Annotated in this window: 16 protein-coding genes and 1 pseudogene; 11 read left to right on the forward strand and 6 right to left on the reverse strand. The window is 60.8% G+C overall.

From position 1 onward, the window contains the following. Positions 1-115 precede the first annotated feature (115 nt). The 7 genes and pseudogenes from AC0L2X_RS02750 (at position 116) to AC0L2X_RS02780 (ending at position 5,074) form a co-directional block, all read left to right on the forward strand. Positions 116-1,168: an ABC transporter permease gene (locus AC0L2X_RS02750; protein ID WP_473599261.1), complete on the forward strand. Its 1,053-nt coding sequence runs from the start codon at positions 116-118 to the stop codon at positions 1,166-1,168. Beyond that, positions 1,165-1,950: an ATP-binding cassette domain-containing protein gene (locus AC0L2X_RS02755; RefSeq protein WP_473554259.1), complete on the forward strand. Its 786-nt coding sequence runs from the start codon at positions 1,165-1,167 to the stop codon at positions 1,948-1,950. Before AC0L2X_RS02750 ends, AC0L2X_RS02755 begins: the two co-directional genes overlap by 4 nt. A 93-nt stretch (positions 1,951-2,043) precedes the next feature. Beyond that, on the forward strand, positions 2,044-2,958 hold the full coding sequence (locus tag AC0L2X_RS02760; RefSeq protein WP_473599287.1) for a sugar ABC transporter substrate-binding protein: 915 nt from the start codon (positions 2,044-2,046) through the stop codon (positions 2,956-2,958). Between the two features lie 94 nt (positions 2,959-3,052). Then, positions 3,053-4,078: a zinc-binding alcohol dehydrogenase family protein gene (locus tag AC0L2X_RS02765; RefSeq protein ID WP_473599288.1), complete on the forward strand. Its 1,026-nt coding sequence runs from the start codon at positions 3,053-3,055 to the stop codon at positions 4,076-4,078. A 79-nt stretch (positions 4,079-4,157) separates the two neighbouring features. Continuing rightward, positions 4,158-4,280, forward strand: a pseudogene (locus AC0L2X_RS02770) (EamA family transporter); the annotation flags it as partial. 132 nt (positions 4,281-4,412) lie between these two features. Further along, entirely contained in the window at positions 4,413-4,640 is a 228-nt protein-coding gene (locus AC0L2X_RS02775) for a hypothetical protein (RefSeq protein ID WP_023679266.1), read from the forward strand. Continuing rightward, positions 4,637-5,074, forward strand: coding sequence for a TA system VapC family ribonuclease toxin (locus AC0L2X_RS02780; protein WP_473599262.1), 438 nt, complete (start codon positions 4,637-4,639; stop codon positions 5,072-5,074). Before AC0L2X_RS02775 ends, AC0L2X_RS02780 begins: the two co-directional genes overlap by 4 nt. A 576-nt stretch (positions 5,075-5,650) precedes the next feature. Here AC0L2X_RS02780 and AC0L2X_RS02785 read toward each other — a convergent pair. The 3 genes from AC0L2X_RS02785 to AC0L2X_RS02795 all read right to left on the reverse strand — a co-directional run bounded on the left by AC0L2X_RS02785 (position 5,651) and on the right by AC0L2X_RS02795 (position 8,524). Continuing rightward, positions 5,651-5,893 carry a type II toxin-antitoxin system Phd/YefM family antitoxin gene (locus tag AC0L2X_RS02785; protein WP_473554266.1) on the reverse strand — a complete coding sequence of 81 codons (243 nt, stop codon included), beginning with the start codon at positions 5,891-5,893 and terminating at the stop codon, positions 5,651-5,653. Positions 5,894-6,330: 437 nt separating this feature from the next. Then, a complete protein-coding gene (locus AC0L2X_RS02790; protein ID WP_473599263.1) occupies positions 6,331-7,458 on the reverse strand; it encodes an NAD(P)/FAD-dependent oxidoreductase in 1,128 nt (375 codons plus the stop codon). A 64-nt stretch (positions 7,459-7,522) separates the two neighbouring features. Continuing rightward, positions 7,523-8,524, reverse strand: coding sequence for an SIS domain-containing protein (locus tag AC0L2X_RS02795; RefSeq protein ID WP_473599264.1), 1,002 nt, complete (start codon positions 8,522-8,524; stop codon positions 7,523-7,525). Between the two features lie 101 nt (positions 8,525-8,625). Here AC0L2X_RS02795 and AC0L2X_RS02800 point away from each other — a divergent pair, with 101 nt between their 5' ends. The 4 genes from AC0L2X_RS02800 (at position 8,626) to AC0L2X_RS02815 (ending at position 13,312) form a co-directional block, all read left to right on the forward strand. Further along, positions 8,626-9,492 (forward strand): PfkB family carbohydrate kinase, encoded by an 867-nt coding sequence (locus AC0L2X_RS02800; RefSeq protein ID WP_473599265.1) that lies wholly within the window; start codon positions 8,626-8,628, stop codon positions 9,490-9,492. A gap of 157 nt (positions 9,493-9,649) precedes the next feature. After that, positions 9,650-10,486, forward strand: a complete 837-nt coding sequence (locus AC0L2X_RS02805; RefSeq protein WP_473554275.1) for an ABC transporter substrate-binding protein — start codon at positions 9,650-9,652, stop codon at positions 10,484-10,486. Between the two features lie 76 nt (positions 10,487-10,562). Next, positions 10,563-12,092 carry an amino acid ABC transporter permease/ATP-binding protein gene (locus tag AC0L2X_RS02810; RefSeq protein WP_473554277.1) on the forward strand — a complete coding sequence of 510 codons (1,530 nt, stop codon included), beginning with the start codon at positions 10,563-10,565 and terminating at the stop codon, positions 12,090-12,092. Positions 12,093-12,202: 110 nt separating this feature from the next. Next, positions 12,203-13,312 carry a LacI family DNA-binding transcriptional regulator gene (locus AC0L2X_RS02815; RefSeq protein WP_473599266.1) on the forward strand — a complete coding sequence of 370 codons (1,110 nt, stop codon included), beginning with the start codon at positions 12,203-12,205 and terminating at the stop codon, positions 13,310-13,312. A gap of 168 nt (positions 13,313-13,480) precedes the next feature. Here the strand turns inward: AC0L2X_RS02815 and AC0L2X_RS02820 are convergent, their stop codons facing one another. From AC0L2X_RS02820 to AC0L2X_RS02830, 3 genes are all read right to left on the reverse strand, one after another. Beyond that, on the reverse strand, positions 13,481-13,738 hold the full coding sequence (locus tag AC0L2X_RS02820; protein ID WP_473599267.1) for a hypothetical protein: 258 nt from the start codon (positions 13,736-13,738) through the stop codon (positions 13,481-13,483). Positions 13,739-14,095: 357 nt separating this feature from the next. Further along, positions 14,096-14,257, reverse strand: a complete 162-nt coding sequence (locus tag AC0L2X_RS02825) for a hypothetical protein (protein WP_473599268.1) — start codon at positions 14,255-14,257, stop codon at positions 14,096-14,098. A gap of 242 nt (positions 14,258-14,499) precedes the next feature. Next, positions 14,500-14,721, reverse strand: a complete 222-nt coding sequence (locus AC0L2X_RS02830) for a hypothetical protein (protein WP_473599269.1) — start codon at positions 14,719-14,721, stop codon at positions 14,500-14,502. Positions 14,722-14,792: the final 71 nt, after the last annotated feature.

A 14,792-nucleotide genomic window follows, 5' to 3' on the forward strand; every position in this document is an offset into this window, starting at 1 on the left:
AAACACCCCCCCCCCCCGTCCTTTTTTTTTTTTTTTATCAATAACCCCCCCCCCCCTAAAAATTTTTTTTTGTTCCCCCCCCCGCCCCCGCCCCCCCCGCGGCGGGGAGGGGAATTTGCCTGAAACGGGAAACACCGGCACGACTGTCGGCGAGGCCGCGTTGCCAGCATCCAGGAAGTCAGAAGCCGTCCCCGGCCTTGCGCTTGGCCTGATGCTGCTGAGCGCTGGTCCGGTGGTCATCCTGGTGCTGCTGATCGCCGTCCTCAGCTTTCTGTCACCCTATTTCCTGACGGGACGCAATCTCAGCAACATCCTCGCCCAGACGGCCGTCATCTCGGTTGTCGCGATGGGCCAGCATCTGGTCATCCTGACGCGCGGCATCGATCTCTCCGTCGGCTCGAACCTTGCACTGGCTTCCGTCGTCGGCGCGCTGAGCTTTCATGCCGGCGCCCCCGCCATCGTCGTGATCGCCGTGATGGTTGGCTGCGGTGCCGCGGTCGGCGCCATCAATGGACTCTTCTACGTCTTCGGCCGGCTGCCGCATCCTTTCATCATCACGCTGGCGACGTTGAGCATCGCCAAAGGGCTGGCGCTGCAACTGGCCGACGGGCGCGCCATTCCTGGCATGCCGGATTCGATCGATGCGCTTGGCCGCGACGCCGTCTGGGGTCTGCCTGGATCGGTGTTCGTCGTTGCCGGCGTTGCCGCGGTTCTTTTCGTCATGGCTAAAACCATGGTCTGGGGGCGCTGGATTTATGCCGTTGGCGGCCGGCCCGACGCTGCATTGCGCATGGGTATTCCCGTGTCCTGGGTCCTGGTTTCCGTCTATGTCATCTCAGGGCTGTGCGCCGGCATCGGTTCTGTCATCCTTGCCGGCCGCACCGACGCCGGTTCGCCGCTGTTCGGCAATTTGCTGGAACTGGATACGATCGCGGCGGTGATCATTGGCGGCGCCAGTTTTCTTGGCGGTCGCGGCCACCTCGGCCATGCCTTGATCGGCGCCATCATGATCGGCGTTATCCGCAACGCGCTCAACCTGCTCAACGTCAACGTCTTTTTCCAGCTCATCGTCATCGGCGTGGTTATCGTCATAGCGGTCGAGTCCGACGTGCTGCGCAATTACCTCGAAGGGCGTGTGCGTGTCCTGCAAGCCGGAAGACAGTCATGAGCGCCGTTGCGGCCAACGCCGATCATGCGGTCAGCACGGACAATCCCGTGCTGGCGGTACGCGGTGCTACCAAGCGTTTCGGTTCGGTTCTTGCGCTGGACGATGTCAGCATCGAGGTGCGGCGAGGCGAGATCGTCGGCCTGCTCGGCGACAATGGCGCGGGTAAATCGACGCTGACCAAATGCATCAGCGGGGTGCACCAACTCGATGCCGGCGCGATCCTTTTGGACGGTGCGCCAACGCAGATACGCTCCCCTGCGGATGCGCGCTTCGCCGGCATCGAGACCGTCTATCAGGATCTGGCGCTGTTCGACAATCTGACGCCGGGACAGAACTTCTTTGCCGGTCGCGAGCTGGCTGGCCCGCAATGGCTTCCGCGCGGCCTGCGATTTCTGCAGCAGCGCCGGATGGACGCCGAGACCCGCGATCTGTTGGCAAACCTGAAGGTTACGTTGCCGCGGCTGGATGCCGTCGTCGCCATGATGTCTGGCGGCCAAAGGCAAGCGATAGCCGTAGCCCGCTCGACCGTGTTCGCCCGCAAGGTTGTCATTCTGGATGAGCCGACCGCCGCACTCGGCCTGCGTGAATCACGCCAGGTGCTCAATCTGGTCGCTGCGCTCCGCGACCAGGGCAATGCCGTCATCCTGATCACTCACAACATGGAACACGTCGTCGAGCTCGCCGATCGCGCGGTGGTGCTTCGCCAGGGCCGCAGGGTCGGCGAACTGGTGCCGACCAAGGGCAACAAACAGGAACTGGTTTCCATGATCGTTGGAGCCTGACCCGTTCGAAATTTGGGGACCTTTCCGGTCCGCAAATGCCTGAAGCGTCTCCCGCCGGGAGGCGTCTCAATCCAAGGGAGAAATACAATGCCAATGAATCGAAAACTGTTCGCAGGGCTGGCGATCGCCGTTGCGTTTTCCGTGCCGGCTTCGGCCGCAGACAAGATCAAGGTCGGCCTGATTACGAAATTCCCGGTGCCGTTCTACTCGACCATGGAGGACGCCGCCAAGAAATACGCGGCCGCTCATCCGGAGATCGAACTGGTCACCGGCCAAGGCCAGGCGGCTACCGACATTGAAGGCCAGATCGCTCTGATCGAATCCATGATCACGCAAGGCGTCAAAGGGCTTGCAATCACTCCGGTCGACCCGACGGTCGCGCCGGCGCTCGACAAGGCGGTGGCCGCCGGCATCAAAGTGGTTCTCGTCGACAACAGCATCCCCAACTGGAAAGGCCAGACGGCGTTGGTATCGACCAACAATCTCAATGGCGGCAGGATCGCCGGAGAATACCTGAAGACGGTGCTCAAGAGCGGTGACAAGATCGGTATTCTGCAAGGCGTTCCCGGGGTGCCGGCTCTGGATGACCGGGTCACGGGCATGATGGAGGGACTGGGTGACGTCAAGGTCGAGGTCGTCGGCAAAGGTGCAACCAACTGCACGCTGGAACTTGGCACGTCAGTGACCGAAGACATCCTGACCGCCAATCCTGATCTCAAGGCAATCTACGCGGCCTGCGGACCGCCGATCCCTGGAGCTGTCAAGTCGATCAGCAATGCAGGCATTGCCAACGACAACCTCATAGTGGTCGGCTTTGACGCCTGCTGCGGTGAGATCGAAGCGATCAAGTCGGGAGCGGAGGACGCCAGCGTAGCTCAATTTCCCGCAAAAATGGGCGAGCTTGGCATCGACACTGTCGTCAAGGCCATCCGTGGGGAACTCGTCGAGGCTAATGTGGATACCGGCGCCGGACTGGTGACGCTGCAGAACGTCAAGGACTTCGAGTGATCCACCAGCGGTCCGACGGATTGCACCCGCCGGACCACTTCCTGTTGCCGGACTCCAGCTTAGCAAGGGGTGAATTGCAGTCATGGACCCCACCATCAAAGTCGTGCGATGCGCCGAGCCCGGCAGACTGGTGTTTGAGGAGCAGCAGGCACCAGGCGCTCCGCCCGAAGGCTGGGCACTGGTCAATGTCGCCTTTGTCGGGATATGCGGAACCGACTACCACATCCTCGAGGGCAGGCATCCTTATCTCACCTATCCGCGCGTCATGGGCCATGAGGTTTCGGGAACGATCGCGGCAATCAACGCGCCCGTGGACCTGTGGGTTGGAGAGCAAATCCTCGTCAATCCCTATCTTGCCTGCGGACATTGTGCCGCCTGCCGCCAGAGCAAGCCCAACTGCTGCATGTCGATTGAGGTGCTTGGCGTGCACCGTGACGGTGCCATGAGTGAGCAGATTCTCGTGCCGGCGCAGAACTTGATACCAGCGGCCGGCCTGTCACCGGTCGAGGCTGCCACGGTCGAGTTTCTGGCCATCGGTGCCCACGCGGTCCGCAGATCCATGGCGGGGCCGGGCATTCGCACCTTGGTTATCGGCGCCGGGCCGATCGGCCTCGGCACCGCGCTTTTTGCGCGCATCGCGCAACAGAACGTGACCGTCATGGACGTCGATGCCGAGCGGCTGGCTTTTGCCGCGAGGCAACTAGGTTTCCTGGTGATCGACGGATCGAAGGGATCGATCGTGAAAACAGTAGCGGAGCGAACCGCCGGGGCAGGCTTCGATGTCGTCTACGACGCAACGGGAAACAGCCGTTCGATGCAGTCTGCCTTTGACTATGTTGCCCATGGCGGCGTCATGGTGATGGTCAGCGTCGTACCGGAAGATATAACTTTCTCCGATCCAGAGTTCCACAAGCGGGAAATGATGCTGATCGGCAGTCGCAACGCGACACGTAGCGATTTCCTGCACGTCATTGCCTCGATCCGCGCTGGAAAAATACCAATCGACCAGCTCGTCACCCACCGCACCACCCTGCGCGACAGCCCACGCGACGTCGCAATCTGGGCGCAGCAGAAGTGCGGTCTGATCAAGGCCGTTATCGACGTAGCGGGATCTGGCTGACTTCGGCAACACTATCAAGATATGTCATCGCAGCCCTGGCGCTGCATTGTAGGAGGGGGAGTTGCTCGGTGGCGCCACGCTAAGCGTCGCGCTTGACGCGGTATTCGGCGTGGTTTTCCTCAGTGAACAATTGTCCCTGCCGAACTGGCTTGGCGTTTCACTGATTACAGCGGGCGCAGTTCTCGTTGCATACAAAGGGTGAAGCCGTGGAGCGACGATCCTTCCGGCGCAAACGTGTTCCACGCAAAGTCCGCCGGGTATTCGCACCGCTTGAGCATCCGACCTCGCTATTCTATATGATGCGTGATGTTTGATGCGCACCAAGGAGGGCGAAATGAGAACCACACTGGCGATCGATGACGATGTCCTGGTCGCGGCCAAGGCTATCGCCCGGCAGCAGGATCGCAGCCTCGGCGAGGTCATCACCGATCTCGCCCGGCGCTCGCTGCGCCGGCCTCAAGCCGGCGGCGAGCGCAACGGGATCCCTCTTCTGTCGCCTCGGCCGGATGCACCTCCTGTCACGCTTGAGACGGTCAACGCCCTGCGAGACGAACTGCCGTGACGTTCCTGCTCGACGTCAACGTGCTGGTCGCGTTGATCGATCCTGGCCACGTCGCCCATGACGACGCGCATGGCTGGTTCGAAGAGACCGGTAACTCCGCATGGGCTACGTGTCCCATCACCGAAAACGGCGTCCTGCGCATCGTCGGCAACCAAAGATATCCCAATTCTCCCGGCTCGCCCGCCATCGTAGCGCAAATGGTTGCCAAGTTGCGGACCCTGCACGGGCACAGCTTCTGGCCCGACGATGTGAGCCTGGTTGGCTCTGGCGACATCGATCCAGCGAAAATCCTGACCTCTGGACAGGTCACCGATACCTATCTTCTCGCGCTCGCCAAGGCGCGTGGCGGCCAGCTTGCAAGCTTTGACCGCAAGCTGTCGGCGGCGGCCGTGAAGGGCGGCAAGTCTGCACTGCATCTGATTCCCACAAGGTAGAGGCTCTTCGGTGCGTTCTACCTTCGATCTTCTCGGGTTTTTCGGCAAGAAAATCGCGGCGGTCCAATGGCAGTTCGGAATCGAGAGGGTCGAACGCTTCGGCACGTCGAACGACATAGGCAGGTGGTCGAGCGAAGAGGTCAGTTTCCATTCGCGCGCGGCCCGAGAATTCGAACCCCCTGGCCGCGCGCGCCAAGTGCGAGCTTGCGATCGAGGGTGGCCAGCGGCAACTCGGTTTCGATTGCCAGGGCAAGTTAGGCCGGCGTCATAGGCGCTGAGCCCGTGCGACGCCGCTAGCGTCAGCACCGCGCCGTCCGACCCGCCGCCCGCGTCCTCCAGCGGCAATCGGCGCAGCCGTGCTATGGCGGTGGCAGCTTCGCCCGCCGCGATGCGGCCACGGCGCTCGGCCATCAGTACGACGTTACGCGCCTCGTGCCAGAATAGGGGAGGGACAGGCGCCCTTGTTCCCGGCAATTGTCGCATCAGGGCGCCGCCGCCTCGCTGTCTTCGTGAGGAAGAATTCAGGCAGCCGCCATGGAAAGGTCGACAACGAAAAGCATCAGACGATGATCGCCATCAAGCGCGGCGCCCTTCATCGCGCCAGGCCCGAATTTCGTCGTGCGTCACGGGCTTGGCGCGGGCCCGGGCAGCGCCGATCTCTTCGATCACGGCCTCGACATCGTTGCGCCGTTGAATCCGCGACAGTTTGGCGATGGGATAGTTGCCGCGCGAAATAATCACCTCCTCGCCGGCTTCGACCCTTGAAAGCAGTTCCGAGAGATGCGTCTTGGCCTCGCCAACTTTCACCTTGATGGTCATTCCCTGTCCTTGCACGCGTCGAGGCCAACGTGGCGAGCCGTGTTCTTGCCGCTGAGCTGAGTGTGGATTACCCACAAGCGCTCTTGTACGAGACAATGGGCGCAATCCTGACGGTTGGTCAAGTCACTGCCGACCCCTCGCACGCCGCAAGGCGGGCCGTCTCTCGATAAGGCGAAATCGTTCTGGAGGAACGGGCGTCCGATCGTGCGCAGTGTCCGATTTTGCTGACGGAAGCTTGCGCAACTTGTCGCGGTCAGCGCACTCATCTTCTCCCTTGGGCGTTCGCGCTTGGACGCGCAGCGCCGACACTCCTCGCCGTCTCTGTTGCCGTAAGACGACGACCTGATCACGCGATCCTGTCACCCCTCTCTCGGTAAGGGAAAGATTCCCCAGGCCCGCGGCCCATCAGGACGGTCGACCTTGCCCCAATTGCCCTTTCAGCTGAAACGATTGGGGCGGAACGTTGCAAGCATGGGATGCGGATTGCCTGAGGCGATTTCTCTGGCGAGCAATTCGCCGCCGATCAATCCAAGCGTGGCGCCGCTATGGCTGAAGGCGACGTGAAGCCCGGCGACGGTCTCGACGGTGCCAAGCACAGGCTCGCCGTCGCCGGGGATGGGCTTCGGGCCAACTGCATAGGCAGCGAGCTGGAGCCGCGGATGACCCTCGAGCACTGCACTAGCCTCGTCGAGCAGTCCTTTGACGGTCTTCTCGTGCACGGCGTAGGTTCCGTCAGAGTTGACCACGACTTCTTCCTCCGACCACGCCGAATCCAAAACAAGCGCGCCATCTGGCGTCGGGCGCACCGCCACGCGCGGCGTATTCAGCACGGCACGGAACTCGGTCTTGATCGGCTTGGTCCTCAAGAGAAGTGAAATTGGTGTAGCGTCGGGGATATGTACTCCGACCTCCGCAAGCATGACAGGCGTCGCTGGCCCAGCGCAAAGAAGCACTGCATCCGCCTTTAATGGCACACCGTCGGCAGTGACGACGCCACGCGCGCGACCACCTGTGGCATCTATCCGCACGCGTCCAGCGTCCTGAACAAGCTTGCCGCTGCGGGAGCGGAACTCATTGAGCAGCAGACTGATCAAAGAGGGCAGGTCAACCCATCCTTCACCAGGATTGAAGATGGCGCCCTGCCGGGTGATTGCGCTGGCGTTGACACCGGGCGTTACTGCGCCGACTTCGGCAGGGCCGAGCAGAAGCGCGTCATAACCAATATCCTGCTCCAGCTGGCAGATGGACGCGATCTGGTTCGCCTCATCATCCGCATCCCAGGTGAGGCCGCCGTCAAATCGAAGCCACGACGCCGTTTCCGGCCTTGTGGCGGCCAGGGTCCGATAGCGGTCGATGCCTGCAAGCCTCAAGCGGTGGTAAGCAGTGTCCGCACGTCGCGCTGAGTTCAGCCAGGAAAGTGAACGGCCGGATGCACCGTTGGCCGGTGCGCCGTCGTTGACAACCGTTACATCAAAGCCAAGACGAGCGAGGTGCAGCGCGGAAGAGATGCCGAAGATGCCCGCGCCGATAACAACGACATGGCGCGGCTTTGGGGATGCAATCATGGAAAAATCCTTCTTCGCAGAAGACGGGCTGGGGGTTGTTGGATGGCTGCAGAGTGCTGCGGAATTAGTAATCCGTGAGCTTCTTCATGTAGCGCCGGCCCTCAAGCATTGGCCGGCCGCGCAGACCGGCCAGCTCGTAGGCAAAACGCCATAGAGTGTCGAAGAAGACCAGGGGCACGAGATAAGGTTTGATGTGTTCGGACATACCGCTGAGGTCGAGTTCCGTTCCATCGAGCACCAGGATGTTTTCCCGCCTGCCGTACTTGAAAAGGAAATCGCGGGCGCGTTCGGAAAGGCTCCGCGTTTCGTCCAAACCCAGCAAGACCACGAAGCAAGCGTCCCGATCCACCACCTCAAAAGGACCGTGGAAAAACTCGTTAGCGTGTATGGCTTGCGAGTCGTACCACTGCATCTCCATCAATACGCAGATGGCGTACGAATAGGCCGCGCCATAGCTTGCACCGCTGGCCAGTGTGTAGATCGTATTGCACGGCGCGAAACGGGGTACGAAGGTCTTAAACCGGTCGGCATAGGTGCGGTGCGCACGTTCGATCGCCGGCTGAAGATGACTCAGACTCCTCAGCAGATCGGCGGTTAGCCCGGCATTTTCCCGAGCATCGATCAAGCCGGCGAGCAACATGTAGAGCACGCCGTAATTGCTGCGGGCTGCATCAATCGGTTCGCCCGTCGTGTAGGAGGCCTGGTACGCCACAGGGTGGTCGACGGCGCGCGCGAGGGGCGATACCTGGTCAAGTGTCATGCCGATTGTCGTTGCGCCTCGAATTCTTGCGTGATTGGCCGCTCGGACGGTCTCCTTGGTGGTTCCGGTCTGCGAGCAAAGAACAACGAGTGTGTCAGGTCCCAACCGTCGCGGATCTCGGCATACGAACTCATCCGCGTTGTAGATGTCGCAGGCGAATGTGCCGCTGCGACGATCGATGAAGTATTTGCCTGCCATCATGATCGAGAGCGAGCCGCCGCACGCCACGAGGAATAGATGCGCAAAGTGCTTCCCCGCCATAGCGGCCAGGGCTCGTTCAACGTCGGCGGGGAGGGCGAAAATCATGAGGTTCTCTTCTCGGTGACAGAGCTTGGGCCGGCGCACAATTGACAAATGGCAGGTCATTGTGCGAACGTTCTCACGTCCTTTAAACTGAAAGTCCTGCGATGGTCAATATTGCCGCGATGGGCGACAACGTGGTCGATTGCTATCTCGCTCGCGGCGAGATGTATCCTGGCGGAAATTGCCTCAATCTATCGGTGTATGTGAGCCGCTTCGGCGGGCAATCTGCCTATGTTGGATCAATCGGCAAAGACCGGGCCGGGGACTTGATCGACGCCGTACTCAAGTCCGAGCGCGTGGACGTCACCCGATTGCGACGCCTCGAGGGGGCGACCGCTTACTGCCTCATAGGTCACCGCAACGCCGATCGGATTTTCCTGGATTTCGATCTCGGGGTCTCGATGTTCACGCCGACGCAAGAAGATCTGGATTTTCTCTCAGGCTTTCAGGCCGTCCACATCGGCCAGTCCAGCGGGTTAGACCCGTGGGTTGCCGCGGTGTCGGGTAAGTCACTGTTGTCCTACGATTTTTCCACGCGGCGCGAACGGGAACATCGACGCGAGATCGGGCCTTATTGCTATCTGGCTTCCGTTTCGGGTGACGGCCTCGACGACAAGGAATTGACTGCAATCGCAGCCGAACTGCTTGCATATGGTTCAAAGTGGGTCCTGGTGACTCGCGGTCGAGCTGGCGCCGCACTCTACCGAGACTCGACCTCCTACAGCACCCCGGCGCGACTGGTCGAAACCGTCGACACGCTGGGCGCGGGCGACACCTTCATCGCCAGAACGTTAGTCGGCTTGCTCAGGGAAGAGGCGCCTGAAGCCACTCTCGATCGTGCGGCGGAGGCAGCAGCCGCTACGTGCCAGTACTACGGGGCGATTGGCCACGCGACAGCGATCGACATAGGGACAATGACGCCAGAGATCCTCCGCGGAGCGGGGCACGTTCGAGGCGGGAAAGCCATCTAGCTGCGTAATTCCACGGACAATTGACGCGAGAAATAGACAATGCTAGGGAAAGTGATAACGTTCTCATTCATCCACGCAGCGCCGCCCAGAGCGTTTGACGGATGAGACGTCGAGTGGGACCGCAGGCCGACTTCGGCCAATCGTAAGAGGAGAAGACATGCAAACGATTTCGAACAGGCGCCAACTGGTGAAATCCGGTCTGGCGCTGACGATCGCGCTGGTGACAGGACTTGGCACGCTGGCCGCACCAACGCAGGCAAAAGCGGCCAACAACCCCTACAACCTCATCGACCCGACGGTGATCAGCGTCGGAACCATGGGCGATGCGAAACCCTATGTCTTCACCGACGCCAACGGCAACTTCACCGGCTTCGACGCTGAACTCTTCCGCGACGTGGCGCGCCGGCTCGGGTTCAAGGAGGAGCAGGTCGTTTTCACCGGCCAGGAATTCTCGGCGCTGCTGCCGTCTGTCGCCAACGGCCGCTTCGACGTCGCTGTCGCCGCTATTGGCACGACCGCGGAGCGCAAGAAGACCGTCGATTTTGGCGACGGCTATCTCGCCGGCTACCTGTCGATCATTTCGGCTGATCCGGCTCTGACGAGCAATGAGAGCACCGCCGGAAAGCGCATCGGCGTGATCCAGGGAACGCTCCAGGAAATCTATGCCGAGAAGAACCTGAAGGGCGACATCGTCAAATTCCCCGACAACAACACTGCGGTGGCGGCGCTGAACAACGGGACGATCGATGGCCATTTCACCGACTATGAGTCGGCCAAGCAGTATGTGGAGCGCTACAAGAACCTTAAGATAACAATGAATGTGCCGTCCTTCGACGCGCCTGCCGGGTTCGTGGTCAAAAAAGGCAACGACGCTTTCCGAGAAGCGCTCAACAAGGCCCTGCGCGAGGCCATGGACGATGGCACCTGGAAACGGCTTCACGAGAAATGGTTCCCGGGTACCCCGATGCCGGATCAATATCTGCCAAAGAAGTAAATTCGCGCGTATTCGTTATCGTTTCCGGCCGGGCCCGTGAGCAACGGTGCCCGGCCGAGTTATAGATGGACTTGATATGAGCTGGTTCGACAACTTCGCCCGCAGCTTTCTTGATTTCCAGGCGATGGCAGAAGTTCTGCCGAACATGGTGATGGTCGGCCTCAAGAACACCCTGATCCTGGCCCTTGCCTCGACGTTTTTCGGGACGCTGATCGGTATCGTACTCGCCGTGATGGGGATTTCCGAGAACCAGCCGCTGAAAATCCTTGCGCGGGTCTATACCGATATCTTTCGCGGGCTCCCGGCCATTGTCACGATTCTGATCATTGGCCAGGGCTTCGCGCGGTTGGGCCGAGAGCTGTTCGGTCCATCGCCTTATCCGCTGGGCATTCTGGCACTCAGCCTTATTGCGGGCGCCTATATCGGGGAGATTTTCCGCGCCGGCATTCAAAGCGTCGAGCGTGGTCAGATCGACGCGACCCGCACTCTTGGTATGACGTATGGCCAAGGCATGCGCCTAGTGGTGATTCCGCAAGGCATCCGCCGCGTCCTGCCTGCACTGGTCAACCAGTTCATCGGCAACGTCAAAGACTCCAGCCTGGTCTATTTCCTTGGCCTGCTCGCTTCCGAACGCGAACTGTTCCGCGTCGGCCAGGACCAGGCCGTGCTGACCGGCAATCTGTCACCGCTGTTGCTGGCCGGCGTGTTCTATCTCGTGATCACGGTCCCGCTAACCCACCTCGTCAACTATATCGACACGCGCATGCGCGTCGGCAAACGTATCACCGCCGTGCACAGCGGCCTCAAGGAAGTCGCCGAGCTTGCCGAAGCGATCGTGCCGGGCGCAGCGACGTTGCCTGCAGCAGCGCCCACACGCTTCAAGGGCGGCGGCATCGAGGTGAAGAATATCGACATGGCTTACGGCGTCGTCCAGGTGCTTCATGACGTCAGTCTGAAGGTGCAGCCCGGGACGGTCACCTGCCTCATCGGTCCGTCCGGCTCGGGCAAGTCGACCTTGCTGCGTTGCCTCAATCGCCTCGTAGAGTGTCGAGCCGGTGACATTCTGCTCGACGGCGAAAGCATCTACAAACACACCCCTGACCAACTCCGGCGGCGCGTCGGCATGGTTTTCCAGCAGTTCAATCTGTTCCCCGACCGCAGCGCGCTCGCCAACATCACCCTGGCTCTGCGCAAGGTGAAACGCATGTCGCGCGAGGAGGCTGAGGGCGCGGCCTTGGCGAGGCTGCATGAAGTCGGACTGCTGGAGCGCAAGGATCACCGGCCAGCCAATCTCTCGGGCGGGCAACAGCAGCGGGTGGCCATCGCGCGTGCGCTCGCCCTCGAGCCCGAAATCATGCTGTTCGACGAAGTCACCAGCGCGCTCGATCCTGAATTGGTCAAGGGTGTCCTCAATTTGATGGCCGATCTCGGTCGCGGCGGGATGACGATGGTGGTCGTCACACACGAGATGAACTTTGCCCGCAAAGTCGCGAACCAGGTCGTGTTCATGGACGAGGGGCGGATCATCGAGGCAGGACGGCCTGAGGACCTTTTCGACAATCCGCAGAGTCCACGTCTTCGGCGCTTTCTGTCAGAGGTACTGTGATTGCAATGGTGTGCGCAACCGCGGGGGTTGCAGTGTTGGGCCTTGCGGGGCGGGCTTAACTGCCGCTAGGTCGCCGTCACAACGCGCGCCTTGGCGGCGGAGTTTGCCGAGTGACTGAAAGATTGTCGAAAAACGCAACCATCATAGAGGTCGCTCGCCGCGCCGGGGTGAGTTCCGCCACGGCGGGGCGTGTACTTGGTGACTATGGCTACAGCAGCCCCGAGGTCCAGGAGAAGGTGCGTGCCGCTGCAGCTGAGCTGGGCTATCGCCCCAATCGCCTGGCCAAAGGTCTGATCACCGGTAAGACGCAGACTATCGGAGTTGTGGTTGGCGACATCGAAAGCCCGTTCTACGCGAGCGTGCTGCGCGGAATAGGGGATATGGCGCGCCGTGGCGGCTTCGGGGTTATCGTTACGAATAGTGACGAAAATGCCGAACTCGAGCGAGAGGCGGTGCAGCTGCTGCTGGAAAAGCAGGTCGACGGTTTGATTGTCTCATCGACTTTCGGGGACGAAGCGGATCATCTTCGTGAGGCAGTCGCAGCCCGCTGTCCCGTCGTGCAGTTCGACCGCATGGTTGCGGGCCTGGAAACCGATTCAGTCGTGGTCGACAATGTTTCCGTAACGCGTAGCAGCATCGCGGCGATGATCGGCGCCGGACACAGCCGCATTGGAATTCTGGCGGAGCTCGGGCCGGGCCAACGGGATGATGTTGGCTCGTTTGTGGCAAACGCCGATCTCTCCAGCGTTGATATTCGCTATCATCATCCAAGCTGGCAAAGGCTATTAGGTTACCTCGAAGCCCATCGCGCCGCGGGCATTACGCCGGATCCGCAGTTGATCCGCCGCGTGGCGATCTATTCCAGCGAGGCGGCCCGCAAGGAGGCACTCGATCTGCTGACAATGCGCAATGCGCCGTCCGCCCTGTTTACCGCCGATGGCGTGATGTCGACAGGCGTTCTGGAGGCGACATCGGCACTGAAGCTTGCGATCCCAGGAGACCTTTCGCTGCTTTGCTTCGACGATCTCGACTGGATGCAATTCGTGGCCCAGGGTATCACAGCCATCGCACAGCCGGCGCATTTGATCGGAGCGGCGGCGGCGGAGCTTCTCTTGAGGAGGCTAGGGGAGGGCACCTTGCCTTTCGAGCACCGTGTGCTGGCGGCCCGGTTGGTGGAGCGTAACTCAATTGCGGTCCATCGCAACCGCCAGGCCGTCTGATCTTCGGCCGCGACGGTCCGGCTGGAGCTGAATTGCAGCGCCTCTACGCCGGGGTCGATGCCATGCAGCGAGATTGTACTGTCTTGTCGCCTTCGCTTACCTATAGTAGCGGCCGGTGCGGATCGGCTCGGCTGAATGACAGCCCAGGCGGACTGCTGGCCACGACTACTACTGCTTACGATGCCCCGGCGTGAGCTGCGCAAGAGAACGGGTGAGAACATCCGGGTTCCCGTTGCGGATCTCGATGTCATTCTTGGGCCGGATAGCGCCGCGCACAAGTCTGGCGCCGAGATAGCGGAACGGCTCTGGAGGCAATGCCAGCCGCCGGTCGATCCCGACGAGACCGCTGGCGCTCCACCGATCCTTGCGCTCGAGCACCAGACTGGCCAGGAGGCGGCGACGCGGCCGCCGATCGCGTCTGTGCAATGCCGGTTCCGTTGAAGCCCATGCCATAAAAGATGTTGGGATGACCCCGCAGATGATCGAAGACGGGAACATGCTCGAGCACGAGCTAAGGCAATCTTAGCTATGCCTCAGATTCCTGTCGGATCCGCCAACAATTCGCAAAAGTTCGGGGTTCCAGTAGGGCGACCGCCAGAAGGGAGCGGGAATCTCGCCTACGAAGTTGGCGCATTTCGCTCCGTGCCGAGCAAAGGCGGCGCCCTCTCCACCATGGCGCGCAAGTACATCGTCGTCTGGAAAAAAGGCGACGACGGGACGTGGGCCTGCATCGGGACATCTGGAATTTAGGTGCGGCCCAATTGGAATCTCGCGCGGCAGCGTTCAAGCCGTTTCCTTGAACGGCAGAGCATCGCGCGCCAAACTTCGCCGCTGCAAGGAGCGTACCGATGGGTCACCAAGAACGGGTGCTGCCGCTAACTGCGGCATCGCAGCAATGGCATAGTCGGCCCTATTCGTTCGATAGTCTTCCTTCTGCACCTTCATCGTTTGCTCCCAATTTACTGCCCCTCTTTGGTCAGGACCAACCGGGCAATTAACTGCCGGTGCATCACGCGAGTCAATCGATTAAAGATGCACTCCGCGGTCGCGCCTACATGTCGTTATGCTTGCGCGAGAAGGCTGGAGCCGCGGGCCGGTTAGGCTGGAGATTCTCAAGCTCTGAAGGAATTGCATCTAAAAATCCAAGCGTTCGAGGCGGCTATTTCGCCGTGAGGAAGACCGCTAAATTAATTGCGCCAGCCCTGCTTGAATTCATCGACAAACCATCGTTCCACGTCATCGCGCACTGGAGTGATACTCCGGAATTTCAGGTGACCAGGAGACTTCTGCTCAAGCCACGAAAAGACGTCGGAAAAATTTGGATTCTCAGGCGCATGAGGAAGTCCGCGCAGCTCGGCCCATTTCGTACAGAAATAGCGAACGGCCTGTTCTGCCTCATCCATGGTCATGAGGGATGATGACACGCGATCCCACGAACGCAAGTACCTTGCTACACGGCTTCTAATTATCGGCAACGACT

This window comes from Mesorhizobium sp. WSM4828 (assembly GCF_055811175.1).

Excerpts from the sequence above, each read along its gene's own strand:
- AC0L2X_RS02755 (WP_473554259.1), top strand. The coding sequence starts at position 1,165 with ATGAGCGCCGTTGCGGCCAACGCCGATCATGCGGTCAGCACGGACAAT.
- AC0L2X_RS02760 (WP_473599287.1), top strand. The coding sequence starts at position 2,044 with ATGAATCGAAAACTGTTCGCAGGGCTGGCGATCGCCGTTGCGTTTTCC.
- AC0L2X_RS02775 (WP_023679266.1), top strand. The coding sequence starts at position 4,413 with ATGAGAACCACACTGGCGATCGATGACGATGTCCTGGTCGCGGCCAAG.
- AC0L2X_RS02785 (WP_473554266.1), bottom strand. The coding sequence starts at position 5,893 with ATGACCATCAAGGTGAAAGTTGGCGAGGCCAAGACGCATCTCTCGGAA.
- AC0L2X_RS02790 (WP_473599263.1), bottom strand. The coding sequence starts at position 7,458 with ATGATTGCATCCCCAAAGCCGCGCCATGTCGTTGTTATCGGCGCGGGC.
- AC0L2X_RS02795 (WP_473599264.1), bottom strand. The coding sequence starts at position 8,524 with ATGATTTTCGCCCTCCCCGCCGACGTTGAACGAGCCCTGGCCGCTATG.
- AC0L2X_RS02800 (WP_473599265.1), top strand. The coding sequence starts at position 8,626 with ATGGTCAATATTGCCGCGATGGGCGACAACGTGGTCGATTGCTATCTC.
- AC0L2X_RS02805 (WP_473554275.1), top strand. The coding sequence starts at position 9,650 with ATGCAAACGATTTCGAACAGGCGCCAACTGGTGAAATCCGGTCTGGCG.
- AC0L2X_RS02810 (WP_473554277.1), top strand. The coding sequence starts at position 10,563 with ATGAGCTGGTTCGACAACTTCGCCCGCAGCTTTCTTGATTTCCAGGCG.
- AC0L2X_RS02825 (WP_473599268.1), bottom strand. The coding sequence starts at position 14,257 with ATGAAGGTGCAGAAGGAAGACTATCGAACGAATAGGGCCGACTATGCC.
- AC0L2X_RS02830 (WP_473599269.1), bottom strand. The coding sequence starts at position 14,721 with ATGACCATGGATGAGGCAGAACAGGCCGTTCGCTATTTCTGTACGAAA.